This window comes from Mesorhizobium sp. BR1-1-3, assembly GCF_020165455.1.
Lineage (GTDB): Bacteria > Pseudomonadota > Alphaproteobacteria > Rhizobiales > Rhizobiaceae > Mesorhizobium > Mesorhizobium ciceri.
Map to the genome: position 1 here is coordinate 53,146 of NZ_JAIUIC010000002.1, position 23,344 is coordinate 76,489.

Genomic DNA, 23,344 nt, shown 5'->3' on the forward strand with positions numbered 1-23,344 from the left:
CCTACAATTTGGGCAGCGGAAATTCTAAGGTCGGTTGAGACCGGTGACCACTCCCTTGGCATTCAACGACCGCGCAATCTGAAGCTCGGTCCGACCAGCCTTCACGTATTCATGGTAGATCCAGCGCACCGTCGCAATTTCATCAGGTGGTCCAGGCACGAGGATGCCCCGATCCGTCTGGAGGCTCTTGTACTCTTTGAGAGCGAGCATGGTCTTTGTGCGCCCAAGCTGGTCGATGAACCGGCGCCTCAGGCCCAGGCCGGCCGACCCTCCCTGCCGGTGTCACCATTCGAACGAGCCTGCACTGGCCGGCAAACACCTTGACCGACAACACCCGGCTGTGCTCGGCACGCCATCGTGCGCTTTATCGCCTTGAGCAGGTCTGATCCGATGCTGCCATCGTTTGCGAACTGTTCGCCAAAATATTCAATTCAACGCCGGCAACACGACACCGATACTCGTACGACGCACTCTCATCGGGGTTCGGGAATCGCCCCCAGCGGCTCACATCGTAGACGATGACGATTCGAAATCCGCGTTCTTCGTTTCGACATCCGCCAACAGCCTTTGCTTCGAGGTTCAAGCGCTGCGACCGGCGTCCTCGTATGTGGCCACGGTGTCGTAGTTCATCGCATCCGCGAATTCACGGATTGCATCCTTCTGATTGTCGATCGAATAGCTCTGGTGGTCGGTGGACATTCGCAGGTATTGAGCTGCGCGCACGCGCTGTGCGTTCTCAGCAGGTCGACGGACCGTGTGCGCCTGTTCCATCATTTAGCGCCTGGAAGGCAGATTGAACGTCCGCTTGAACCGGACGATCCTAGCGGTATGAGGCTTCAATCTCGTTACACATTGATCGACACTTTGTATCGAATGGGACTTGTTGCCATAAAACGAGAAGCGCGGAAAATAGCAGGCAGGCTTCTATCAACACCCGAGAAACCATGTCTTTTATCGTGAGGGCTCGTGCCCCCGTTCCGCCGCATTGCGGCCGCACGGGACGAGCCATAGGGATTTCAGGCATTCAGGGAGACGTCAGATGAATTTTCGCAAAGCCATAGCCGCCGTGCTGATGACCGCAGCACTGGCAGGGTGCGCGCAGACCGAAGGCCAGCAGCGGGCCGGAACTGGCGCGCTGATCGGCGGCGCTGGCGGCGCCCTCGTCGGTCAGGCCATCGGCGGCAACACCGAAAGCACGCTCATCGGCGCTGCCGGCGGCGCCCTGCTCGGCGCCGTCGTCGGCTCGGCCACTACGCCGCAGCGTCGCGGCGAACAGATGTGCCGCTACCAGGACCCCCGCGGCCGCATCTACACGGCGCCGTGCGACGACAGGTACTACAACGGCGATTATTAAGCAGAGGGGTAGTCTGCTCATCCGTTGTGAAAGTGGGAAATGGGAACGGAAGCTCCACTGTGGGGCGGTGGTCCTGCTGGTACATTGTTGCTGATCGCGCCGCCGGCGGCGGCGCTGCGTTGTCATCTTTTGCCCATAACATAGTGCTACAAGCAAGGACGGCGGGTTTCTGGAGGTCGTGATGACTGAGAGCCTTGCCGGCACCCTGAAGAGCCGTGGCAAACAGGCAGCCAAGCGGCTGCTTGGCTATGATTCCCGCAACTGGCTGCGTATCCGCCAGATCGAGGCTTTCAGCCTCTTTCTCGAAGCCGGCAACCGCAAGGCCGCCGACGTGATCGAGATCTCGCCCGGCTGGAACCGCTATTGGCGGGCGATGTGCCCCAACTACCGCTCTGTCGATTTCCCCGGCTTCGACATCTGCAGGGACCGCACCGACGAGCAGTATTCGATCGTCATCGCCGACCAGGTGCTTGAACATGTGCAGCGTCCGCATGCAGCGGTGGAAAACATCCACGCCATGACCCGACCCGGCGGTTGGGCGATGGTTGCGACGCCCTTCCTGTTTCGCGTGCACGCCAGGCCGCACGACTACAACAGATGGACGCCCGCAGGCCTCAAACAGCTGATGGTTGAGGGCGGCTTCGCGGAAGCCAACGTCAAAGTCCACGGCTGGGGCAACAAGGCCTGCGCCAGGGCCCATATCGGCGGCCCCGTTCGCGCCTACGGCCTGTGGCGCGATCTCAGCAACGACGAGGAATACCCGCTGATGGTCTGGGCGTTCGCCAAGAAGGGATGAGTGGCGGAAGCCGCGCTCCATCGTGGTGATGGCCAGGGAGTTTGGCTGGACACTTGACCGGATCCGCCGCCAGTGACCTATTTCGAATTCGAGGAGGCGTTTGCGAATGGACATTCGAGCCACATTGACGGAGCTATGCGAGGCCTTCAACGCGCACGATCTCGAGCGGATTATGGCGTACTTTGCCGACGACTGCGTTCTGGAGATGCCGAGGGGGACCGAGCCTTGGGGAACGCGCTGCGAGGGCAAGCGCAGCGTACGAGACGCGCTTGCCACACGCTTTGAGGGTTTGCCCGATGTGCATTACGGCAATGGGCAGCACTTTGCGGACGAGGCTGCCAACACCGGCATGTCGAAATGGACCCTCACCGGCACCACCCGCGAGGGCGTCAAAAAGGAAGTTCGAGGTTGCGATTTCTACACATTTCGTGACGGAAAGGTGATCCGCAAGGACTCATACTGGAAGATCGTGGAGTAGGGGGTTGGCATTCCTGTCGGATCTTTTCGTTGTCCCGCATTCCAAAACAGGTGGATTACGCGATGCGCGTTTGCATCGCTGCACTCGCCGACGAAATGCCAACCTCAGAATTCCGGAACGCATTCAAAGTAGCTGCCAAGGATGAAACCACGTCCAGCTATTCCATGTCCGGCACGTCGCCACCCGCAAACAGAGTCGTCGGCTCGCCATAAGCCACCGAAGGGTTACCCTCGCGCGACCACGCAATGAGGCCAGCATGCTTGCCGGTTTGCAGGTCGCCGGTCTCATGACGGTGGAAGGCCCTGACCACGATCAGCCTGGTGCTTTCTGTTGGGAGAGTAAACTATTCAACCTGGAGGGTGTTTTTCCGCTGACCAACAGCCGGTTGAAGTTGAACGGCGCAGGGGGAAGCATCTCTGTCATCTCGAATAGAGGCACAGGGCCTTCCGGGTCCGGTGCTTTCTGCTTGGCCTTCAGGTCCGTGATCTCCTCGTCGCGCCGCGCAATCCGGCTTTCCAGATTGGCAATGCGCTCCGCAAGGAAATAGCGCCCCACGGCAAATCCACCGGCGCCGAACAATGCGGCAGACGTAGCAAAGGCCAACGGGTTAGCCGCCACCAGCGCAGAGTTGCTTTGTATGAAAGCGATAAGGTCATGCATGGCTAAAAAGCTCTCCTGTCACGCCGGGAACGATTCAACCTGCCGAGGTCGCGCGAGGGGTCGCAATACCAAGTCTCCTCCGATCAGTTTATGGGCAACTTCGTTTCCCCGCCTCGCCCTGCCGTGCGGAGCGCCGCGAGTGCGTCAGCACAAGCTGCCTCAGAGGTCGTTCCGTTCATCCGCGCTATCCTAGCCGCAGGGCGGGACTTCGCAATGTCCACGCCGGTCATCCTACAACAGGGGGCGTATCGTCGTAGCCAATGGAACCTATCCCCGGATGCCTGGGCTATGGCGAGTATCTGAGTCTCTGGCTCGCGGTTGTAGGCCATCAGCGCCTTCACGGTCTCAAGCGGGCTTTCGTAGCGGGCGACAAGCTTCACGGCTTCAGAGTGCAACTCGGCTTTGACCTCGGCATCGAAGTACATCGTTCCCATCGCGGTTCCTCCTAGCGTGTCGCACGCGTGATGGAGGGAGCACATCAAGTCGCTCCTAAGTTGGCCGTTGAGCAGGTTCATCCCTTTGAGCGCCTTACGTGATGATCGGCATGAGCATGGCAGTTGGCCTTTCCGGCAGGCTCGGGAAGTGAACATAACGGGAACATAAATGTCAAGCAAGAATTGACTCGGGCGAGGGGTCAATTCCTATTTTTGGCCATGCCGGACGCGGCAGAACTCGGTCGGCTATGTCCTGGCATGCTGCAGCCACCCTCAAGGCGCGGCTCCACTCGGTCCTTAACCCCTAGGCCGGTTGAGCATTGAAGCCAACGTGCCCGCGTTCGACGTCCCCATGCCTTTTACCTCGGAGGCGGCCAGTGGATCGAGCCCAGCAGGGAGTCGTCGAGGATCAATAAACCGAAAGCAGCATTCCGCCAATTTCCCAGCCGATGAATGCTCGCGGCGGGAAGCGGCCGGTCGCTGCAGCCCAGGCGCGCTTCACTCCTCCCGGAATGCTCGCTGGATCTGATCGGCCAGGGGCTTGACGAGATAGGACAGCATCGTGCGGCTGCTGGTCGTGAAGAACACCTCGACCGGCATGCCGGGCGCCAGGGTCAGTCTTTTGAGTCTGGCAAGTTCCGTGCGCGGCAAAACGATATGCACGGTGTAATAACCGGCGCCGGTGCGCTCGTCGGTGCTGAGATCGGGGGAGATCTTGCTGACGCTTCCGTTGAGTTCAGGCGTGGTCCGCTGATTGAAGGCCGAAAGCCGCAGCGTCGCCTCCTGCCCCTGTTTCAGCTGATCGATGTCCTGTGGAGCGACACGGGCATCGACGGTCAGTCGGTCCGCGACCGGCACGATGAGCATGACCGGTTCGCCCGCAGTGATGACACCCCCAATCGTATGTACGGCAAGCTGAAGGACGACGCCGGCCTGCGGGCTTCGAATGTCGATGCGCTTGAGCTGGTCCTCGGCCGATACCTTGCGTTCGACTAGCTCCGAGAGTTTTGCCTGGACCTCACGCAGCTCCGTGGCGACTTCGCTGCGCAGATCCTGATCGATCTGGATGATCTGCAGGCGGATTTCCGACGTGTGACCTTTCGACTGCGCTATCGCCGCGATCAACTGCCCGTGTTCAGCCTCCAGCCGCACGGCCTCGCGCTCGAGCGCGGTGATGCGATCGATCGAGACCAGCTTGCGCTCCCATAATGTGCGCATGCCCGCGAGCTCGGTTCCGATCAGCTTGATTTCCTGGCTCTTGGCGTCCTTTTGCTCGGTCAGGCCGGAGACTTCTTCGGCGAGCTGGGAGATACGTTCCGCCAACTGCGCCTTCTGGCCAGCGCGTGCCTGCCGGCGGAACTCGAAGAGCGACTGCTCTCCGGCCATTGTTCCGCTGACATCCGGATCGTCCCGCCGAGACATCAGCGACGGCGGAAAACCGATGGCGTCCGCACCATCGCGCTCGGCCTTGAGACGTGCCAGGCGGGCATCGAGTTCATCCGCGCTCTTGGTGACAATGGCCAGATTGGCGCGGGTGACGGTTTCATCGAGATGAATCAGAACCTGTCCCGCTTGCACGGCATCGCCTTCGCGCACGAAGATTTGGCCGACCACGCCGCCGGTTGGATGCTGCACCTTTTTGACGCTGGAATCGACAACCAGCTTTCCCGATCCAATGACCGCGCCAGAGAGGTCGATCACGGCGGCAAGGCTGCCCGCTCCACCGACCAGTAGGATGGAGGTCGCAATGCCGCCAAGCAGATAACGTCGAATGGCCCGGTCGATCACCGATGTCGCCCTCTCTGGCATCAGAGCGCCGCCTCTTCAGGACTTGGGACAACTTTCAACGGAACGCTGATGGGACGGGTCACCTTGGTCATGATCTCATTCTTCGGGCCAAAGGCCTGAATGCTGCCGTTCGTCATGACAAGGATCTGGTCAAGACTTTGCAATGCACTCGGGCGATGCGCCACCACGATGGCCATGCCGCCTCTGTCGCGCACGCCTTGGATCGCCACCGTCAAGGCGGCTTCGCCATCGGCATCGAGATTGGAATTCGGCTCGTCGAGTACTACAAGAAACGGATCGCCATAGAGAGCACGCGCCAAAGCGACCCTCTGTCGCTGGCCCGCCGAAAGCGCCGACCCGGCCTCGCCGATACGCGTTTCATAACCTTCAGGCAGGTGAACCACCAGATCATGAACACCGGCGGCGCGCGCAGCGGTCAGTATTTTGTCCGAGGGGGGTTCGGGTTCGAAGCGAGCTATGTTCTCGGCAATGGTGCCGTCGAACAGCTCGACATCCTGCGGCAGATATCCGACATGCTTGCCGAGGTCGTCCGACGACCACTGGTCGAGCGTCGCACCGTCGAGCCTGACGGTACCGCGCACTGGCAGCCAGACGCCGGCGATGGCTCTGACGAGCGAGGATTTTCCCGAAGCGCTCGGACCGATGATGCCGAGGCCGGCGCCCTTCTCCAGCACGAAGCCCGCATCCTGGACGACAAGGCGGCGCTCGCCCGGCGGCGCCACACTGATGCCCTCTACCGAGAGGCGAAACGACGGCGGCGGCAGCGAGACAGTTGTTGCAGCCTCGGGCAGCAGCCCCAGAAGGTTGGTGAGGCGGGCCCCGGCCTGGCGGGCGCTGACGAAGCTCTTCCAATGCACGATCGCGAGTTCAATCGGTGCCAGCGCCCGGCTCATCATGATCGAGCTGGCAATCATGATGCCTCCTGTTGCCTCCTGATGGATGACGAGCCAGGCGCCGATCGCCAGGATGCCGGATTGAAGCATCATGCGCACGACTTTCGAAATCGTTCCGAGCGTCCCCGCCAAATCGCTCGCCTTGGCATTCGTCTTGAGATAGTCGTCGTTGACGGCAGACCAGCGATCGGCAATGCGTGGGCCAAAACCCATTGCCTGAAGCACCTCGACGTTGCGGCGTGTCGCTTCCGCCAGCGTGTTGCGCGAAGCGGCCTGGCTGTTAGCACGTTTCGCCGTCTCCCTCGTGCGCAGTTCCGCCAGTAAGGTCAGGGCAAACAGAATGATGGCGCCCAAGAGCGCGGTCATGCCGATCCAGAAATGGAACAGGAAACAGATTGCGAGATAAAGCGGCATCCAGGGCAGGTCGAACAGCGCGGTCGGCCCAGCGCTCGACAGGAACGATCGGACCTGATCGAGGTCCCGCAATGACTGCAAGCCATCGCCGGGAAGCTTCGTGCGCAACGGCAGACGCATCAGTGCGGTGTAGACCTGCCCGCTGAGCCGCGCATCGAGCGCCATGCCGATACGCACCAGCAGCCGCGATCGGATCAGCTCAAGAACGCCCTGGAAGAGGAACAGCGTGCCCGCAAACAAGCAAAGGCCGACAAGCGTCGGCACGCTGCGGCCGGGGATGACGCGATCGTAGACCTGCAGCATGAAGAACGAGCCGGTCAGCGCCAGGACATTGACGACCCCGCTCATCAACGCGATGCCGGCGAATGCCCGGCGAAAGGAAGCCAATACGGCCGTGAGCGTTGTTCGCGGCGGCTCAGAAGGGTGGGAGTGAGACATCGTCCTTCACCTCGGGCCTAGTGCGGCGGCAAGCGGCAATGAACGCGTTCGAGACCAGTTGGTGAAGGATGTCGGTTTCACTCCATCTTCCAGCATGGCACCTAGATGAACCAGTCATTCAGCGCGTAGGCATGAACATAGTCGACGTGCATTTCAGAAGGGGTGGCAAGCCCGTCGGCGGGCGCTCCCGCCATGCCGCCGACAGCCTGGTCGACCAGCATATACATTGGCTTGTGCATGTCGGCAGGCGTTGGTGCGCGGGCAACTTCGACATCGTCGAAATACCAGACCAGTTCGCTTGGGGTCCAAAGCACCCCATATTTGTGGAACCCTGCGGTATCCGCTGCATATACGGTCGAGGTCACTTTTGTATGCGACCCCGTGGCATTCGAGTGGCTGGTCAGGGTGAGCTTGTTGGGATCCTGGCCGATCATCTCCACTGCGTCCAGTTCCGGCGGCCAGGAGCCATCCGCCGGAAGAAGCCAGAAGGCCGGCCATGCACCCTGCTTTTCGGGCATGTCGGCTCGAATTTCGAAATAGCCGTAGGTCTGTGCGAAGGAATGGTAGGTCGTCAGCAGACCTGACGTGTAATCATAGTTGTTTATGTAGGGCTTGATCGCATCGGGAGCCCGGGCGGCCGTAATGGTGAGAACACCGTCCTGTACGCTGAACGGGTTGACCGAACTCGTGGGGGCGTAGCTGGTGTCGATATACCACTGAAGCTCGCTGTTGGTGGTGAGCGAGCTGCCGTTCGGAGCACCCCACCAGAAGTTCGTATCCCAGGTCCCGCTAGAACCGCTGTGCAGGTTCAACGTATTGAACTCGTCCGAGAAGGTGAGCGTCAGATGCGACTTGTCCAGGGCGAGATCGAACTGGTTGGCGCTGAACTGGTCGATGGTCTTGTTCTCGAAGACGAGAAACTCGGTTGGCGACAGGGTAAGTCGGACGTTCGATCCCGACTGCACCATGGCGGCGTGCACCTGGTCGAAAGAGAGGAAGCCGTAGCCTCCGACGCGCACGGTGTCGTCGGCGCCGAAGTCGAGAATAAGGTCGCTGCCATTGCCTGGTTTGACGACGAAAATGTCAGCGCCGGAGCCACCCTTGAGAACGTCGTCGCCCTTCAAGCCGTCGAGCGTCTGCTGGCCGGAACCGCCGACGACGATATTGTTCAATGCGTTTCCGAAGGCATATTGTTTATCGCCGGTGACCGTCAGATTCTCAAAATTCGCCGGCAGCCTGTAGCTCATCCAGGTCGAGATCGTATCGATGCCCTCGTTGGGCAGCTCCGCCGCTTTGTTTTTCGCGGAGTACAGGTAGTAGATATCGTCGCCCTGGCCGCCATACATCGTAACGCTGACGCTGCCGTCGCCATACAGCGAATCGTTGTAGATGCTGCCGTAGAGGGCCGGGCCCGAATTCGTCGCCGAGTACCACCTTGCGGAGGACCCACTATAGGGGAGCGGAACGCCCTTGGCATTGGTTACGGCGGCCATTTTGCTTGCAGCTCCGTTGGTTTGTTCCAAGCCCTAACACGATGCAAGGCAAAAGGAGCCGATAGGTTTTGTCTTCAAACTCAGGAGGGTTATCAAAACGTAAATGCCCGAGGGGCAGGACGCGTCCGTCAGGCGAAGCTGGCTTGAGCGTGAAGTGGGGCGACTGGGGCCGGTTGGGCGAAGAGCGCGCACCAACGAGAATGCTGCCGAAACGTGGCAGGCTTCTGAGCGGAACCTTGGACCCGAATCGCAAGTTTGGCGGGACACCCGCGAGAGCCCTGCCCATCGGGCGCGGATGCGGGACCTTCCCCCTAGCCGCCGAACGCTTGCGGCCATTCCTCGCAGATCAGAGGCCGAGGGTCTGACCCGTTTCCATCTGAAGGAAATCTGCCGACGAATTCCGCAACACCGAGTTCTGGAACGCGTCAAGGGCAGAGCCGTGGGTGATATCGACCAGCACGGCCGCTGCGGCTTCAACCTTATCGGCCGCTTCGTCTACCTTGTCGAAACGCATCAGCATTCGATCGTGGAGCATCGACAACCGCGTGGCGTGGTAAAGCACGCTGCGCTTATGGTAATCCGAGTCCAGCGGCTCAAACAGTATTGTCATGACGGCAACTCCTCGCCATTTCATGTCCATTCGGGGGTGATTTGGAGGCCGCCCGCGTATAGATATTGGTCTGGCGCTCCCGAGGCCTCCGTCACGCGCTGTTGAGCTGCCCGGACCCTGCAGCACAGGGCGATATTCACCACGCCATTTTTCCTGTCCGTTTCTTCCTTTGCGCGCCTCAACGATTTCTCAGCACGTTTGAAGCGCAACCTTGAACTGCCAAGTTTCAAGAATTTCAGCCATCGTTCCGCTTCCTATGCGGTTGCTTCCCTCGGCTGATAATTACGGCTGTTCTGTTTGGTTCCGGCCAATCGCGACCGGCTCCCAGATTTTACAGAGCCAGGCCGATCTGGCGCTGCCGATTTAAATCTCTCCGGCAATGGGCTTGAGCGCATCTTCTGTCTCAGGCTCCAGCGGGACGCCGGCGACGTTCCGGAGCATCAAAGCGGCGCGCTGAAGGACGGACTGCAAATCCGCCCCGGATATATCCGCGATGCGATCGACCGCGCTTCAACCTCTTCCGCGATAAATAGGCGCGCCGATGATCATTCCTTCGACCATGTCCTCTCCGAGGAGGTTTCAGCTTGTTTGGGAATGGCATGTGCTGGCCAAGTGGTCTATCTCACGCACCACCAGAACCTGTGCGAAATTGCCAGGACGGTTGTGCACGGCGTGACGGCCACGAACTCGGATAGCGATCCAGGGGCCGCTGGAGGTCAAAAAATTGCGCCGTTCGCAACCGCGGTGGAGGTAGGTCCGGAGAGCCAAAAACGTCGGCTGCGGTCGAATGAACAGCCGCCTTGTGTGCATGCGTTATGAACCATCGGATCGATCTTTGAATGAGCAAACTGGCCAAAAGGCGCGCATTGCTGCTCCTCAATCCAAAGGCGCGGCGCGGCCAGGAGCTGATCGCCCCGATTGTGGAGCGGCTGGAGCGCGGCCGGCTTTCTGTCACTGTCGAAAAGTTCGAGGCGTTGCCGGAGATCGCTCGTGACATCGTTCGCTTGCGCCAAACGGCGGACCTTGTGGTCGTGTGCGGTGGCGATGGTTCGTTGTCGGCGGCGGCGATGGCTGTAGTGGAAAGCCGCCTGCCGATGGGCATTATTCCTATGGGAACGGCTAATGACCTCGCTCGCACACTCGACATCCCTATGGATCTTCTGCAGGCCGCTGACGTGATCGTGCGGGGCCGACTCCGGCAGATCGATATCGGCACGGTCAATGGCAATGCCTTCTTCAACGTTGCGAGTATCGGACTCAGCACTGAATTGGCGAAGGGTCTGGATCCCACTTTGAAGAAGCGTTTCGGCAGGCTCGGCTATGCGCTGGCGGCGGTGAAAGTGTTGACGCGGGCCACGCGATTCCACGCGAAGATTATTGAGAAAGGCGCGTCGACCGACGTCGAAACCTACCAGATTGCGGTGGGAAACGGTCGCCACTACGGCGGCGGCAACGTGGTGGAAGAGACGGCCGAGATCGATGACGGACATCTCGATCTTTATAGCTTGGAAATGACGAACCTCTGGAAGCTGGCGCTGATGCTCCGCTCCTTCCGGTCTGGAAGGCATGGCGCCTGGCGAGAGGTGCGCACGGCTAGGTGCGTCGAGTTCGACATCGAGACGGAGAAGCCGATGCCGGTCAACACCGATGGTGAGATCGTCACCTCGACACCAGCCCATTTCAAGGTCCATCCAAAGGCGATCTCGGTCTTCGCGCCTCCGCCCGTCGACGACGCTGACCTCCACTAGGCAAGCAATTTGGCCCCACGATCGTCCCGAGGTCATCAAAACGGCGACAACGACCGGTCCATACGAGAAGCGGCGAGCTCGACAAATTATGATTTCCTGGTCTGTTGCTAGCAGGTCGACATGCGCGACTTGGGGCCGTGGCCGCTTGGCACGACCGGCCTGAAAAGAGTCCTTGGCCGGAGCTTTGCGTCATGAGCCGGAATGCAAACGGTTGCTGCGGCTCGTTACAACGCGCCTTGGCAAAGGTGCCGAACGCGGCCCTTAGGCGTTCCCGAAGGCTGGTTCAAAATGAACTGATATGTGATGCAGGCAAAGGATTGTTGCCCTTTGCCGTTCGAATATTAGCAACCTCTTGACGACCGCCGGCCGCGCTCCAGAATCTCTCACATGGCGCAGAGACAGACTGGCATCGACTTTGGGCTCGAGGTGACGGCAGGCGGCGTCACTCATCTGGAACTGCGCGACGACCGTCGGGCAAGCAACGCGCCGGAGAAGGCAAAGGCGCCGGGCCACGCCACGCCGGTCGACTATGAAGCTGGCAAGGCCACGGTCGGCGGTTTGGTCACAGTCGAAGCGGGCTCCCATCAGGGGATGGAAACGCGCCGCGCCGGTGCTTCGCGATGAGAAAATCCGGGACTGACAATCTCGTCCCGGCCATCAAGAGCCCCGGCGATGCGCCGTCGATGAAGGGCGCAGAGCAGTTCGAGATTTTCCCCGGCTACGGCCCGACGATCAACAGGCGCCACATGTTAGCGGCAGCGGTTGTGGCAGTCCCGCTCCTGTTCGGTTTCACTGGCCTTGCCATTCGTTATGCCGCTGTTGCTTCAACGTTGGCAGAGCCAGGCTTCGAGTCTTATGCTCGTGCGCTCTGCCGATGGGATTGCCACTGGTATGTGGATATTTCCGAACGCGGCTACGAGCGCTTTCCCATCCCGAACCAAAGCAATGTCGGACGATGGGGCTTCTTTCCATTCTACCCGTTGCTGGTAGCGGTGATCCGAGCGATTTTTCCTTTCCCCACGATAGTGGTCGCAACCGTCGCTTCACTTGCATGCAGCTACGCCGCATGTCTGGTGGCATGGCCGCTGCTGAAGAAGAACATGCAGGCCTATGTGCTGTACTGCGCTTTTTTGCTTAGTGGCCCGTTCTCCTTCCACTTCACCACTTTCCTTTCCGAACCTCTTTTCGTGCTCCTGACCTCGAGCGTTTTCCTGGCACTCAAACGCTCCAGCTATCCCGCCGCTGGCATCTCGTCAGCGCTCCTCTCGGCAACGCGGCTTGTTGGGGTCCTTGTCGTCTTTGCGACCGTCATTGAAATGTTCCAACAGCATCGGAAAGGGGGCGGCTCACCACTCTCCTTTCCTCGTTGGGTGCTCGGTCGGCCGGATCTGCTCGTCGCTATCTTGATCTCGCCTGCCGGCTTGTTCGCTTACATCCTGTTTTTGTATGTCACTGTCGGCGACGGCTTTGCGTTCCTGCACGTCCAACGCGCCTTTGGACGAGTGGCTGGGAACCCGATCCTGTTTCTGTGGGACGGCCTCTCAGCGTTTCCCAAGACCGGGTGGCTGCCCACGGCGCCGCAATGGAGTGCGCTCGCGGCAATCGCCGGGCTGGCGCTATCAGTCGTGCTGATGGCTCGCAAGCAATATGGCGCTGGTATCTTTTGCGCGATCAGCATTGTCGTGCCATTGATTACGAATCTGGCCTCCATGGTCAGATACGTCATTGGGCTTGCGCCTCTGATACTGTTGATGGCGTTCTTGCTGTCGGCATCGAAACTGACCTGGATAGCCGCTTTGTTTCTCTTTCTGGTCGCCTGCTATTTCATGACAGTGGCATGGATTGGGGGCTACCTTGCTTTGGTCTGACGTCGGCAACCCCTACGCACGCGCGATCTCGCTTGGGTGTTACGCGCTCGCCGCGGCTTTGGCCGTGTCAGAAATCCTCATCCTTGCGCTGGCTCTCCATCCGAATGTCCACCCCGACTATCGGGCCTATTACATCGACCGCACGACAACCTGCCTCAACCGCGATACCGTTGGCATCTACTCACTCGGCCAGACAGTGTCCTTCCGGTCCGACGGCGCCAAACGGGCTTCCGGCATGAAAGTTTGTGGCTGGTCGGGGCCAGCAGCCGACGGCACGCATTCGCTGGGTGAAACCTCGCGGCTCCGCCTGCAGATACCGCCGCTTCGCGACGGCCTAAAGGCAACGCTACAAATGGCCGCTGTCGTTCGTCCGCCACAGATGACCCAGAGGGTGATTATCTCAGTCCATGGCGTATCCGTGCATAACGTTACGCTGTCGGGCAAGCAACCCATGACCGTCTCGTTCTTCATTCCGCACGCAGCTTTTTCGAACGCCAGCACGTTCGAGATGACGTTTGACTATCTCGACGGGATCCCGCCCAGCAAGGCCGCCAGCAGCATTTACAAACGCTCCATCAAATTGGTGTCGTTTCGACTGGACGCCGTTTAAGTATTATCGCCGCTGGCGGGAGCGGTTGCCCTGCCGACCGGGACGGCGATCGGCAAAAACCCACCGGTCAAGGACGAAGAAATTGATGGTGGGAACGAGCAGGCACGTAATCAGGACGGGAACGACGAGCGGCAAGCCCAGCTTCACCGTCATAAGTGCCGGCGCCCCATAGGCAATGGCAAAGCCTGTTGCCGCCAGCAGGAGAAAACGTGGCGCTGCGGTTCGATGCGACCGGCCCGACACGAACGTCAGGTATTTGTGCGCGAGATACGAAAACAAGGTGGCTGCGGCATATGCCCCAAGCGAAGCCTGGATGGGCGTGAAACCGAGCAGTTGCGATTTGGAAAAAGCGGCAACCAAAGCGGCATACAGAATTGTGGCAGAGATGCCGACCATGCCGAAGCGTGCCAGCAGCGTGAGCGCGTCGTCGCCGGGAGACAGGTGCTCAGGCACGCGCACTAGACACATACTGTGCTCCCAACGGCAGGCGGGCGAGCATGCGCTCGACGTTTCGGGCAAACGGTCTGCCTGACGGCAGCAGCAGGAAGTGCTCGGACCGGATGTTCGTGAAGCCTGTCATCTGCAAGAGTGACGCTGTTTTGGCTGCGCTGAGCAGCACGGCATCTCGGTCGAAGGGACACCGGAACACAGCCAGACGCGTCAGCGGGTTATAGGGATTATGCTCGATGATGCAGGCGACACCGCCCGGGCGAAGGACGCGCCGCATCTCGCGTACGAACTCAAGCCAGGAAGCTGGCGGTACATGATGGACGACGCAGCTGGCGAAGGCCAGATCGAAGACGCCGTTGTCGTATGGCAGGGTCAGGCTGGAGCAGACCTTGTACATGACGCCAGGATTTTCCTCCCTGGCACGCAGGATGGAGTCCGGCGAGATGTCGCAGCCGTCCAGGGACGCGAAGGCGCCTTTGAGAAATGGATGGAGAACGCCTACGCCGCAGCCGACATCAAGCGCCCGCACACCCGAGCCATCAGGGCCGAGCCCTCGTTCAACCACAACGCGTCGCAGAAACTCGGCCTTGGCCTTAAGAAAGAAGTCGTGCTTAAGCCCCGAAAATCGGATCGATCCCTGGACTGTCTCGTCATAGATCGATCTATAACTGTCGAAGAGTTCGGACATTGGCCGGCACTCCAATCCGGGATTTTCGAGACGATCGTCGGTTCTTGACGGGAACGGCAGGCATCGCCCGGTCGAAGCCGGTGAGGCGATCGATCACGTAAAGTGGGCGCCGTTTCACTTCAGCGTGGATGCTTCCGACATACATCCCGACTACGCCGGTCATGAAAAGGTTGATGCCGCACAGGAGCGATACAATCATCACGGTCGAGGTCCAGCCGGCAACAACGCCGGTTTCAAAAGCCCAGGCATAAATTGCAAACGCACCAAAGGCGACGGCCAGCGCAGAAATGGCCAAGCCACCCCAGAGCGCCAGGCGCAGCGGCCGTTCCGAGAAGCTGACGATGGCGTGAGCAGCAAGATGCACCATCTTCCAGAATGGATATTTGGTCTGGCCAAGGGCTCGTGCTGGACGTTCGAACGGCACCGCCGCCTGCTTGAATCCCATCCAGCCAAACATGCCCCTGACGAAGCGATCCTGTTCGGGCATCTGTCTGAAAGTTCTCAGCGCTTTGGGGCCGACCAACCGGAAATCTCCAACGTCGCGCGGAATGTCGACGGTCGTCATCTTTTCCAGTAAGCGATAAAAGAGACTTGCCGTGAAGCGCTTGAACAAAGATTCGCCTTCGCGTTTAACGCGCCGGGCATAGACAATCTCGAAACCTTCCTTCCACTTCGCCACCAGATCGAGGACCACCTCGGGTGGGTCTTGGAGGTCGGCATCCATGACGATGACAGCATCCCCCTGGGCGGCGTCCATACCGGCTGTAATTGCTATCTGATGCCCAAAATTGCGCGAAAGTTCGATCAGCCGAAAACGAGGCTCGGCGGCAACCACGCACCGAAGGTATCTGACGCTACCGTCGCGGCTTCCGTCATCAACGAAAATAGCCTCGGTCTCACCGTCCAGCTGGTGGATTAGCAACCTGATGCGCTCGACCAGGCGAGGCAGCACTTGTTCTTCGTTGTATATCGGCAAAACCAGTGAGTAGCGCAGCGACACGTTCGCTCCGGTCCCGGTACCTTGGATCACAGTGGCCTCCATGCCGATGAAATGAAACGCCAGCCCCAAAGTTCCATAAGACGTTGCTAATTTAACAGTTGCCGTAGGCGGGTGGCGAACTGTCCGTTCGGAACGTCTTCGGTCTGATTAGGAGTGAGATATCGTTTCGCGCGCCGGCGGAGCAATGCGCTGTTTCGTCATTTCGCAATCCATTGTCGGGTAAGGCCGCCTTGCCAGCTCTTGTCAGCGCGTCGGCGCGCGATAATTTTTGTGGGGAAGGGACTTCGATCAAAAGGAGCCGACGATGGAACACCAAACTCTAAGCCAACTGCAGACAATTGCAGATGTAGAACCCCTGTCGACATACCCGATCATGACCCGCCAACAGCGAATCGAGCGCTGGGCAGAGTTGCTGGAACAACGTCCCGAGCGACGCCTGAGAGCGCTTACTGGCACTGAGTATCTGAAGCGCGAAGCTCGCGACGCGGCGCGCGGTGAGGGCTCGCCGATTACAGTGGCCTTCGAGGACCCGCTACTGCGTGCGTTAGGCCTGAAGGATGACACCTATGGGGAAGCAAAGCGCTTCTTCGAACTGTCCGACGGGGAATTGCATGACATCGTCTGCAGTTGCCATGTCGGAACCACGTTCAGAGGGCAGTGGGCTGCCGCTCGAGTCCGCCGGTCAATCGGAGGGAACAGGCTTCTCAAGTGGCTCAGAGAAAGAATGTGGCATTGAGGTCGCCAAGGACGGCGATTGAAGCTCGTTCAGAGCGAGGTGGATGAACGATTGGCGCGCCAGCGCTCCGCCGTGGTGACGAGGGGGTTCGGCACCCAAAGGTTGTCACGCAGACGGGTGGGCGCTCTACTTGCGGTGCTTCCAGGCAAGGCTGCATTCCCAGGGGCAGGATTCTGGGCTTCTCTTTGCGGCTAGCATCACGACGTGAAGACGTCGATCGCTCGGCCCTCTGTTGCGCTAACCTCGGCGGCGCCTGGCCTGAATGGCAGCAAAAGTCACTGGGCGAAAATCCCAGGCGTCAACGCCGACATCGTGCTGGCGCGTCATTGGCTTCAGCCGGCCATGAGAATGGCCGTGCAGGTTTATTGATTTCTTGCCGATCTGGTTCCAGGTGCGGAACGGGTAGTGGCAAAGAACCAGGAAACTGCCCTCGACAGTTAGCTCCTTGTAGTGTTGGACGCTTGCCCAAGCCGAAGCGCCGAGCGTTACCACGCCGTCGTTGTTGCCGATGATCAGGTGCTTCGTGCCGTGGAGGCAGGACAGCAGCGAAGACACTGTCTCGGCAGATCCCTTGGCGAAGTCGCCGAGGTGCCAGACCTCGTCGCTTGGAGCAACAGTCTCGTTCCAAAGTTCAATCAGTGCTTGGTCATGCCCCGCCAATGAACTGAAGGGGCGGGGGCCGAGCCGCAGAATGCGGGGATCGTTGAAATGCGTGTCGGAGGTGAAGAAGATCATGCCGCCGCTGGCTGTGACGAGCGATCGACGATCGCTTCTAAGTTCGGTTGCCGGAGCTTTTTTTGGGTCCACCATCGATCCTGATTTGGGCTTCCCTGAGCATCTTGAGTGCCTCCTCCTTGGTGAGGCCGCACTTGCGCGCAAAGTAGAGCGCTTCGATCGCCCTTTCACGATCCGCCGTGGCTTCTGAGGGCTGTTTGGGCTTCTTACCCATCGTTCCCAATCACCTTTTGATGCCACCGAACCATCACCGTGCCGGGTTTGTTCCCCCTCGGATCTGCTAACCTGCCGAGCGTCGCCGCCTGATACGCCGATGAAACAACATCCGAGCCCTGCAACCGGCATCATCTCCAACAACGAGCGAGCAGGTCGGCCCTTCCGTGTATAAATTCCACGCCGGCGTGGGGAGGGACCGGCGGTGCGTTTTTTGGGTGAGCCAGTCTGAGGCGCTTCTAAGCGCCACGCCACCGAGCCGGCGGGGGCGAAGCATTGTCGTTGGTTCAAAGATCCGTTCTGGTCCGCCCTCGCTCAAAAACCGGAACGTCTTCATCATCTCCTTCGCTTAATCCCGTGGGGATGTCTTCCGCGAAGCTGCGGGTCATCTCTTCGGTGTCGCTCAACCCGTCGACCGTTTCATTTGCGCCGGCTCCCTCGTCGTGACGGCCCGTGATCTCGCTTCGAGGCTGCGCGCCGATCGGCTGCTCGATGTCGGACCCCAAAACGCCCGGTTCCGCACCGTGTCTATCCTCGTGGCCTGCGATGCTCTCCAGTACGGCCGCATCCTCCTCGGGGATGGGCTTGTCATTGGCAAAGTCGCTCTTTTGCTTCCGGGTTGTTATCGGCATGTTGTGAACTCCTACGCAGTGAATCGCACAACGTACGACTACGGCCGAAGTTGCGAGGCGGCTGCTTTGATTTTAAGGAACCCCGACTTCGGGCAAGCGGTCGCAAAAATCGAGACAGTGGCGCACGTGCTGAAATGGAACAATCAAGCGCGCAAGTTGGCACGATGGCGGGATTTTGAACGAAGCACTCCTCTCCTCGCTATCGACTCCAGTCGGGTAAGGCCTGCTCCCAGCCACGGTTCTTGCACGCCCTTTGCAAAAGGCGCCAATCGAGGCCGAACGAACTGCGCTCGGAATTGCTTTACAGCCGCCAACAGGCTGCGCGGTCGCGTCGTTTTTCGTCGCTTAATGGCACAGCGATGGCGAAGGTGGCGGACGAGCCTTAAGCACCAGCTTACGAGTATGCGTGCCTCGCTGGCGAGCTTGCCCACATTCGCGCGAACTAGAGACGCTGGCGATACGTGCGGACAGCAGATAGCCTGACACACAGCAAGGGGCCTCCGAATGTGATGAAGCAGCCCACGCTAGGCGCGAGTTGGGCGCAGTCACTCAGCAGCTGCCGGTGTGATCATCACCGACGAAGCCTGTCGGCGAGACGGAGCCCAAGGGCCAAGATCGTCAAGGTGGGATTCGCCTGGCTGGATGTTGCCAGAACCGAGCCGCCCGCGATGTGCAGGTTCATCAGTCCATGAACTCGGCATTCAGCATCAACAACCCCGTCGGTCGGGCTCGCAGACATTCGCGTGGTACCGAGATGATGACCGTCCATGGCGCCTGATTTGCCTGCCATTTCGACCACATGGCCAGGTTCAAATCCTGAAATGGTAGCTCCGATCTTCTCCAGCTTCCAACCGAGCAGTCGATAGGCGCGCGCGACGCTTTGGAGATCGTTGTTCGTGATTTTCCAATCGACGCGCAGCTTCGGCATACCCAATCGGTCGCGTTCGCTCACCAACGTCAGTCTGCTTGCGGGGTTCGGCTCCTGTTCCGAATGAAACTCAAGATTGACCACATTAGCGCGCGGGCCCAATACGATGGAGGGCAGCTTTCGCCGCGTGAACGTTCTGTTCGCCATCCAGCCCAAACCGAAGCGCCCGAGGCGCACTGGCGACGATACGACGTTCTGAACGTGCGCGAGCTTTTGGTCCAGCGTCACTGAATGCTGCTGCCGACCTCTGAGGTGTTTCGGGAGAAATGTCCTTTTCACGAGATACATCGCCGAGAGGATCGGGTCGTTGTGTCTGGGATCGGCTGGATCTGGCAGATGGGTGCGGAAGATCTGGTTGAGCAAGCAATGCTCCCGCTGCGCTTGCTCCGTGAGCGACAGCCGCCTTCGGCAGTAGATGCCGGCCGCGTCCCGCTCGTAGCCAAAAGCCACCGCCTGCTGGGCGTTCGGCAACTTTAGTGCTCCGACTGTGGCTCCCAGATGGGCCATATAGAAACGACCGAGCTGATCTCGGGCATTGCCGATACCAGCCGGCATCACATCATTCGAGGCAAGTAGCAATCGGGTGGTCTCAAAACCGCCGGCGGCTACAATGTAATGGCAAGCCGTGACCTCACGCTTTGTGCCCTTCAAGTCAACACAGTCGATGTGGTGGACGCAACGCCCGTTCGGCGCCAGGCGAATTCCCGTCGCCGCAGCGTTTAACCAGATGTGGATATGACGCGAAGTCCGCAGCAACCCGGAAAGCCGTTTCCACACGTTGGTTGGTCGACTAAACCGCTCCAGGCGGGTCCTGAACAAATCGCCGTCGACGCCCTCGAATAGCTCAACGCGAGAACCAGGCAACGCGCTTGTTGGATCGTAGTCGTAAGACCCGACCTCGATCACCTCGTGCGCCCGACGGTAGTAGGGCAGCAGGGTTTCATAGGTGATCGGCCAGCCCGAATTGCACACCCATTCGCGCTTCTGGAAGTCGATGCTATCGAACGGCACGCAGCGGCCACCCCATGCTCGGCTCGATCCTCCCAGCGCTCGTATCCGGAAATTCTGGACAGGCGGGTGGACGAGGGGATCTGCGACAATGCCGTGGTAGAGCTCCTGCGATCTATTGGTCTGCCACCTGCCGCCCGCTTCCAGAACGCAGACGCGTAGCTTTGCATTTTCGAGCGCGGCGGCAATGGCCAGGCCGACAGTGCCACCTCCGACAATGCAGATGTCGTAGGCAAGTCCGTCGCCCGCTGCGGTGAATTGAGCGATCAACGTTCACTCCGGATTTGTTCGATCCCCGAAGGCACGCTCCCACCCTTCGCGCCCGGCTTGGGCGAAGCAGGTAGCGCGCGAGGAGCAGTTGGCAACCACCCGATTGATCGCATTTGAAGCGCCGGCCCAAAAGAGGTGGCTTTGGTGACGAGGTCCGTGACGACTTCAAGGGGCCCGAACCGGAAGAGTTTTTGTCGCGACCACCCTCAAAGGGGCATGGTTATGGTGAACGCTACTTCTCAGCCTGAGTTCGGTGGTGGTATTCCGGTTCGATCCGCGAGATTTCCCGCCCATGGCTCGCCGACAGACACGCTGTTGGCTCCGGCTGAAGCCTTGCCTCTGCTTGCGAGGTTGCCATGGCGATCCGGAACCTCGAGGCATGTGGAGAGTTGTCCAGCAGCCCAGCGGAGATCCAAGCCATGGCGCCACCAGATGCCAATCCGGCGCCGCCGCGCAGCCGAAACGCTCTGGCGTGCCGGCAACCCCATGGCCGGCAGGGCACAAGGCTTCCGGAGCAGGATTATCGATAGACGGGCGCCCAACGATATGAAGGACAATGGCCCATGAACGTCGCCAACCTGCAACTGGAAGGTCTGCTTATGGCGGTCGCTGCCATCAATAACGCCCTGGTCCGGTGGGGCCTTCTTTCGGTTGATGATATCGACATGGCTTTGAAGACCGCGGAGGCCTCGTTCACGGCTGATGAGCGCCTCTTCGAGGACATGTCGCCCGCCAACCGGGACGCAGTCTGTTTTCCTTTGCGGCTTTTGCGGTTGGCTAACACCAAACAGTTCGAAGCGGGTGTGCCACCGTTTGCCGAGCTGGCCAGGCAAGTCGGGATAACCAAGCAGCCCTACAACGATCAGCTGTGAAGGGAGGAAGATAGGCAGGTGCAGGGAATCGTCGTGGTCAACAAGGTGGTCGAATTCCGGGGAGAGGCGGTGACCGCATACCGTGACGGTCACGCACACTGCTGCATGCCGCCGCTTTCGGGGAGGCGGGCCGCGACCCTGGACGCGAGACCATTCCCGCATTGAACCCGTAGCTCTGGCGAAGGCACCACATGGAATATTTTCGAGCACAAGGAACATGTCAGCCCACGGGTGTTTAGGCCGGAATGACAATCATCGCCGTCACGACAATGAACTACCCTCTCGCCGACTTCCCTGGCCCGAAGCGACGCAGGCTCTCAGCAATTGCGCGACTGGAACGAAGCCGTGGCAAGTGGCTGGCGCAGAACCGGATCCACATGACCGGTAAGCAGAAACAGGAGCCGGTCGCTGGCAGCGAACCACAATGCGGCTGCCATGAGCCGTGCGGTTCCAGATGGTTGGCTGCATTCCAAGATCGACAGCAACCGAAACAACAAGCGCCTTTAGGGTCTGCCTGCGCGCGTGGCCTCGAAAGCCTTGGCCATGAACGATGACCCTGTAGATTCGCTCGCCAACGCAATTCACCACCGCAGCGCAATTCTGTTTGTTGGGGCAGGGGTGTCGATCAGTGTTGGACTCCCTTCTTGGGAGAAGCTGATAGAGCGGATGGCAAAGGAGCTCGGTGTCGACGACGAATTTTCCATGCGACGCGATCGTTTTCAAACCCTGGCCGAGTATTATCGGATCAAGCATGGCAGCATCGGGCCACTTCGCAGTTGGATGGACCGAAATTGGTCTGTCCCCAAGGACCGGATCGAGAAATCCGAGTTGCATCGTCTCATCGTGAAGCTCGATTTCCCTGTCATCTACACAACCAATTATGACCGGAACCTGGAACTGGCTTACGAAATATACGGTCGGGACTACGTGAAAGTGGCCAATGCACGCGATGTAGCGCAGGCCCGCCAGGGCGTTACCCACATCGTCAAATTCCATGGTGATTTCGACGAGGATTCTTCCCTCGTCCTCACCGAAACGGACTACCTTGATCGTCTCTCCTTCAATTCTCCGCTGGACGTGCGTTTTCGCTCGGATGCACTCGGCAGCACGATCCTCTTCATTGGCTATAGCCTTTCCGACCCAAACATTCGGTTGTTGCTGCACCGTCTCTGGCAGACGTGGCATCGGTCCGGCTATGAGAAAGATCGCCCGCCGTCGTTCATCTTCATGACCAGCCGAAACCCTGTGGAGGAGGCCGTGCTTGGACGTTGGGGCATTTCGGTCGTCGTCGGCGAAATCGACGAGCCGCAAGCTGCTTTGGTGGACTTCCTCAGCCGGCTGGCGGAGATGGTTGGGGACAGAGCCGAGCCTGGAGAGACGACCCATGAGGGAACCGTCGTCAGACAAAGAGCGATTGAAACAGTCAGATCAAGGGGCAGCTAGGCGGGCTCTCAAGGAACGCCGTACGGCAGAGAACGTCGTTCCAGAGGCGATCATAGCCAGTTTGTGTGGCCAGTTTGAAAATCGCATCCCATAGAGCATGCGATCTCCCATGTGAGCTTTCAACTATTCTGGCGGACGCGCTGGAACATTCTCGCATCAACGAGCTTCGAAGGGGGCACTGTTCCCGTTCAGTGTGTTTTCCCCCTGTGAGACTGCCCGCCGCCGAAAGGTGGCGGGCTTTTTTGTTGGGACGCAACCTTGGACATTATAGCGACTTTGGCCGGACACGCGCAGCGTCGCTTCCCATCATCGGTGCCCGAAGTTGGCGACAGCTTCGAAGTCCTCCCGATGCGATCGCAATTTTTGGGATAGATGTTCGTGTGGTGCCTGTCGGCGACCTGGACGCTGCCTACCAGAACCGGCCTCCTCCGGTCCGAACCACGGCGCTGGAACCCTTGTGAAAAGATCGATGTTCGGCATGCAGCTTGGCCTGCACAGCCAAGCGGTCTGGTGCGGCCCGTCGCCGCCTGTCCGTTCAGCGGCGGGCCTTTGTGTGGTGATGACGCCACCGGCATTATTTGGCCAAGCTGGGAACCTGTGTCGCGAATCAAAGTTTGGGTGGCAGCTTGGCTTACAACCCCGGGCCAAGTGGTCTCAAAGCAAGACCCGTCATTGCTGATCAATGACGGGTCTTCGCTGTGTATCGATCGATTGACCAACATCCCGAAGCTCAGCGCCGCGCCCCGTCCTTCGCACAGAGCGTT

General features: G+C 59.7%; 26 protein-coding genes. 11 read left to right on the forward strand and 15 right to left on the reverse strand.

The genetic code is table 11. The annotated features are described in order from the left end of the window. Positions 1-24: 24 nt before the first annotated feature. A complete protein-coding gene (locus LB559_RS04590) occupies positions 25-210 on the reverse strand; it encodes a recombinase family protein (protein ID WP_224673136.1) in 186 nt (61 codons plus the stop codon). Positions 211-579: 369 nt separating this feature from the next. Continuing rightward, positions 580-771: a recombinase family protein gene (locus tag LB559_RS04595; RefSeq protein WP_224673137.1), complete on the reverse strand. Its 192-nt coding sequence runs from the start codon at positions 769-771 to the stop codon at positions 580-582. A gap of 268 nt (positions 772-1,039) precedes the next feature. Here LB559_RS04595 and LB559_RS04600 point away from each other — a divergent pair, with 268 nt between their 5' ends. From LB559_RS04600 to LB559_RS04610, 3 genes are all read left to right on the forward strand, one after another. Next, positions 1,040-1,354: a glycine zipper 2TM domain-containing protein gene (locus LB559_RS04600; protein WP_224673138.1), complete on the forward strand. Its 315-nt coding sequence runs from the start codon at positions 1,040-1,042 to the stop codon at positions 1,352-1,354. A gap of 181 nt (positions 1,355-1,535) precedes the next feature. Further along, the gene (locus LB559_RS04605) at positions 1,536-2,150 is read left to right on the forward strand and encodes a class I SAM-dependent methyltransferase (RefSeq protein WP_224673139.1); all 615 of its coding nucleotides are present in this window, start codon (positions 1,536-1,538) and stop codon (positions 2,148-2,150) included. Positions 2,151-2,256: 106 nt separating this feature from the next. Continuing rightward, positions 2,257-2,628 (forward strand): nuclear transport factor 2 family protein, encoded by a 372-nt coding sequence (locus tag LB559_RS04610; RefSeq protein ID WP_224673140.1) that lies wholly within the window; start codon positions 2,257-2,259, stop codon positions 2,626-2,628. Between the two features lie 312 nt (positions 2,629-2,940). Here LB559_RS04610 and LB559_RS04615 read toward each other — a convergent pair whose 3' ends face one another. From LB559_RS04615 to LB559_RS04640, 6 genes are all read right to left on the reverse strand, one after another. Further along, complete coding sequence (locus LB559_RS04615) at positions 2,941-3,288, reverse strand: hypothetical protein (RefSeq protein ID WP_013525073.1); 348 nt, start codon at positions 3,286-3,288, stop codon at positions 2,941-2,943. Positions 3,289-3,371: 83 nt separating this feature from the next. Then, a complete protein-coding gene (locus LB559_RS04620) occupies positions 3,372-3,803 on the reverse strand; it encodes a hypothetical protein (protein ID WP_224673141.1) in 432 nt (143 codons plus the stop codon). Between the two features lie 417 nt (positions 3,804-4,220). Beyond that, on the reverse strand, positions 4,221-5,531 hold the full coding sequence (locus tag LB559_RS04625; RefSeq protein ID WP_224673142.1) for an HlyD family type I secretion periplasmic adaptor subunit: 1,311 nt from the start codon (positions 5,529-5,531) through the stop codon (positions 4,221-4,223). Then, complete coding sequence (locus LB559_RS04630) at positions 5,531-7,276, reverse strand: type I secretion system permease/ATPase (RefSeq protein WP_224673143.1); 1,746 nt, start codon at positions 7,274-7,276, stop codon at positions 5,531-5,533. The genes LB559_RS04625 and LB559_RS04630 overlap by 1 nt, the downstream gene beginning before the upstream one ends. Positions 7,277-7,377: 101 nt before the next feature. After that, the gene (locus LB559_RS04635) at positions 7,378-8,769 is read right to left on the reverse strand and encodes a family 16 glycosylhydrolase (RefSeq protein ID WP_063170806.1); all 1,392 of its coding nucleotides are present in this window, start codon (positions 8,767-8,769) and stop codon (positions 7,378-7,380) included. A 346-nt stretch (positions 8,770-9,115) separates the two neighbouring features. Then, positions 9,116-9,379: a hypothetical protein gene (locus tag LB559_RS04640; protein WP_013525078.1), complete on the reverse strand. Its 264-nt coding sequence runs from the start codon at positions 9,377-9,379 to the stop codon at positions 9,116-9,118. 297 nt (positions 9,380-9,676) lie between these two features. Here LB559_RS04640 and LB559_RS04645 point away from each other — a divergent pair, with 297 nt between their 5' ends. From LB559_RS04645 to LB559_RS04665, 5 genes are all read left to right on the forward strand, one after another. Continuing rightward, entirely contained in the window at positions 9,677-10,198 is a 522-nt protein-coding gene (locus tag LB559_RS04645) for a hypothetical protein (protein WP_156949288.1), read from the forward strand. A gap of 20 nt (positions 10,199-10,218) precedes the next feature. Next, positions 10,219-11,127 (forward strand): lipid kinase, encoded by a 909-nt coding sequence (locus LB559_RS04650; RefSeq protein WP_013525079.1) that lies wholly within the window; start codon positions 10,219-10,221, stop codon positions 11,125-11,127. Between the two features lie 387 nt (positions 11,128-11,514). Next, complete coding sequence (locus tag LB559_RS04655) at positions 11,515-11,751, forward strand: hypothetical protein (protein WP_013525080.1); 237 nt, start codon at positions 11,515-11,517, stop codon at positions 11,749-11,751. Continuing rightward, complete coding sequence (locus LB559_RS04660) at positions 11,748-12,995, forward strand: hypothetical protein (protein WP_224673144.1); 1,248 nt, start codon at positions 11,748-11,750, stop codon at positions 12,993-12,995. The genes LB559_RS04655 and LB559_RS04660 overlap by 4 nt, the downstream gene beginning before the upstream one ends. Next, on the forward strand, positions 12,982-13,605 hold the full coding sequence (locus tag LB559_RS04665; protein ID WP_224673145.1) for a hypothetical protein: 624 nt from the start codon (positions 12,982-12,984) through the stop codon (positions 13,603-13,605). Before LB559_RS04660 ends, LB559_RS04665 begins: the two co-directional genes overlap by 14 nt. A gap of 3 nt (positions 13,606-13,608) precedes the next feature. On the opposite strand, the gene LB559_RS04670 is transcribed toward LB559_RS04665, so the two are convergent. The 3 genes from LB559_RS04670 to LB559_RS04680 are packed head-to-tail and all read right to left on the reverse strand — an operon-like array spanning position 13,609 to position 15,785. Next, positions 13,609-14,058 (reverse strand): GtrA family protein, encoded by a 450-nt coding sequence (locus tag LB559_RS04670; protein ID WP_224673146.1) that lies wholly within the window; start codon positions 14,056-14,058, stop codon positions 13,609-13,611. After that, positions 14,051-14,743 carry a class I SAM-dependent methyltransferase gene (locus tag LB559_RS04675; RefSeq protein WP_027161851.1) on the reverse strand — a complete coding sequence of 231 codons (693 nt, stop codon included), beginning with the start codon at positions 14,741-14,743 and terminating at the stop codon, positions 14,051-14,053. Before LB559_RS04675 ends, LB559_RS04670 begins: the two co-directional genes overlap by 8 nt. Continuing rightward, a complete protein-coding gene (locus tag LB559_RS04680; RefSeq protein WP_164753819.1) occupies positions 14,718-15,785 on the reverse strand; it encodes a glycosyltransferase family 2 protein in 1,068 nt (355 codons plus the stop codon). The genes LB559_RS04675 and LB559_RS04680 overlap by 26 nt, the downstream gene beginning before the upstream one ends. A 262-nt stretch (positions 15,786-16,047) precedes the next feature. On the opposite strand from LB559_RS04680, the gene LB559_RS04685 reads away from it, so the two are divergent. Further along, the gene (locus LB559_RS04685) at positions 16,048-16,479 is read left to right on the forward strand and encodes a hypothetical protein (RefSeq protein WP_027161853.1); all 432 of its coding nucleotides are present in this window, start codon (positions 16,048-16,050) and stop codon (positions 16,477-16,479) included. 237 nt (positions 16,480-16,716) lie between these two features. Here LB559_RS04685 and LB559_RS04690 read toward each other — a convergent pair whose 3' ends face one another. The 4 genes from LB559_RS04690 to LB559_RS04705 form a co-directional block, all read right to left on the reverse strand. Further along, complete coding sequence (locus LB559_RS04690; protein ID WP_013525087.1) at positions 16,717-17,214, reverse strand: metallophosphoesterase; 498 nt, start codon at positions 17,212-17,214, stop codon at positions 16,717-16,719. A 37-nt stretch (positions 17,215-17,251) separates the two neighbouring features. Further along, positions 17,252-17,428, reverse strand: a complete 177-nt coding sequence (locus LB559_RS04695; protein ID WP_084015754.1) for a hypothetical protein — start codon at positions 17,426-17,428, stop codon at positions 17,252-17,254. A 286-nt stretch (positions 17,429-17,714) separates the two neighbouring features. After that, positions 17,715-18,059 carry a hypothetical protein gene (locus LB559_RS04700; RefSeq protein WP_224673148.1) on the reverse strand — a complete coding sequence of 115 codons (345 nt, stop codon included), beginning with the start codon at positions 18,057-18,059 and terminating at the stop codon, positions 17,715-17,717. A 571-nt stretch (positions 18,060-18,630) separates the two neighbouring features. Continuing rightward, complete coding sequence (locus LB559_RS04705) at positions 18,631-20,265, reverse strand: FAD-dependent oxidoreductase (RefSeq protein ID WP_013525090.1); 1,635 nt, start codon at positions 20,263-20,265, stop codon at positions 18,631-18,633. A 563-nt stretch (positions 20,266-20,828) separates the two neighbouring features. On the opposite strand from LB559_RS04705, the gene LB559_RS04710 reads away from it, so the two are divergent. Together LB559_RS04710 and LB559_RS04715 are read left to right on the forward strand one after the other, a co-directional pair. Further along, on the forward strand, positions 20,829-21,137 hold the full coding sequence (locus LB559_RS04710; RefSeq protein ID WP_224673149.1) for a hypothetical protein: 309 nt from the start codon (positions 20,829-20,831) through the stop codon (positions 21,135-21,137). A gap of 543 nt (positions 21,138-21,680) precedes the next feature. Next, positions 21,681-22,580, forward strand: coding sequence for an SIR2 family NAD-dependent protein deacylase (locus LB559_RS04715; RefSeq protein ID WP_024504643.1), 900 nt, complete (start codon positions 21,681-21,683; stop codon positions 22,578-22,580). Positions 22,581-23,344: the final 764 nt, after the last annotated feature.

Bases quoted from the DNA above. Each gene is read 5' to 3' on its own strand.
- LB559_RS04590 (WP_224673136.1), bottom strand. From the start codon at position 210: ATGCTCGCTCTCAAAGAGTACAAGAGCCTCCAGACGGATCGGGGCATC.
- LB559_RS04595 (WP_224673137.1), bottom strand. From the start codon at position 771: ATGGAACAGGCGCACACGGTCCGTCGACCTGCTGAGAACGCACAGCGC.
- LB559_RS04600 (WP_224673138.1), top strand. From the start codon at position 1,040: ATGAATTTTCGCAAAGCCATAGCCGCCGTGCTGATGACCGCAGCACTG.
- LB559_RS04605 (WP_224673139.1), top strand. From the start codon at position 1,536: ATGACTGAGAGCCTTGCCGGCACCCTGAAGAGCCGTGGCAAACAGGCA.
- LB559_RS04610 (WP_224673140.1), top strand. From the start codon at position 2,257: ATGGACATTCGAGCCACATTGACGGAGCTATGCGAGGCCTTCAACGCG.
- LB559_RS04615 (WP_013525073.1), bottom strand. From the start codon at position 3,288: ATGCATGACCTTATCGCTTTCATACAAAGCAACTCTGCGCTGGTGGCG.
- LB559_RS04620 (WP_224673141.1), bottom strand. From the start codon at position 3,803: ATGAACCTGCTCAACGGCCAACTTAGGAGCGACTTGATGTGCTCCCTC.
- LB559_RS04625 (WP_224673142.1), bottom strand. From the start codon at position 5,531: ATGCCAGAGAGGGCGACATCGGTGATCGACCGGGCCATTCGACGTTAT.
- LB559_RS04630 (WP_224673143.1), bottom strand. From the start codon at position 7,276: ATGTCTCACTCCCACCCTTCTGAGCCGCCGCGAACAACGCTCACGGCC.
- LB559_RS04635 (WP_063170806.1), bottom strand. From the start codon at position 8,769: ATGGCCGCCGTAACCAATGCCAAGGGCGTTCCGCTCCCCTATAGTGGG.
- LB559_RS04640 (WP_013525078.1), bottom strand. From the start codon at position 9,379: ATGACAATACTGTTTGAGCCGCTGGACTCGGATTACCATAAGCGCAGC.
- LB559_RS04650 (WP_013525079.1), top strand. From the start codon at position 10,219: ATGAGCAAACTGGCCAAAAGGCGCGCATTGCTGCTCCTCAATCCAAAG.
- LB559_RS04655 (WP_013525080.1), top strand. From the start codon at position 11,515: ATGGCGCAGAGACAGACTGGCATCGACTTTGGGCTCGAGGTGACGGCA.
- LB559_RS04660 (WP_224673144.1), top strand. From the start codon at position 11,748: ATGAGAAAATCCGGGACTGACAATCTCGTCCCGGCCATCAAGAGCCCC.
- LB559_RS04675 (WP_027161851.1), bottom strand. From the start codon at position 14,743: ATGTCCGAACTCTTCGACAGTTATAGATCGATCTATGACGAGACAGTC.
- LB559_RS04680 (WP_164753819.1), bottom strand. From the start codon at position 15,785: ATGGAGGCCACTGTGATCCAAGGTACCGGGACCGGAGCGAACGTGTCG.
- LB559_RS04685 (WP_027161853.1), top strand. From the start codon at position 16,048: ATGGAACACCAAACTCTAAGCCAACTGCAGACAATTGCAGATGTAGAA.
- LB559_RS04690 (WP_013525087.1), bottom strand. From the start codon at position 17,214: ATGATCTTCTTCACCTCCGACACGCATTTCAACGATCCCCGCATTCTG.
- LB559_RS04695 (WP_084015754.1), bottom strand. From the start codon at position 17,428: ATGGGTAAGAAGCCCAAACAGCCCTCAGAAGCCACGGCGGATCGTGAA.
- LB559_RS04700 (WP_224673148.1), bottom strand. From the start codon at position 18,059: ATGCCGATAACAACCCGGAAGCAAAAGAGCGACTTTGCCAATGACAAG.
- LB559_RS04710 (WP_224673149.1), top strand. From the start codon at position 20,829: ATGAACGTCGCCAACCTGCAACTGGAAGGTCTGCTTATGGCGGTCGCT.
- LB559_RS04715 (WP_024504643.1), top strand. From the start codon at position 21,681: ATGAACGATGACCCTGTAGATTCGCTCGCCAACGCAATTCACCACCGC.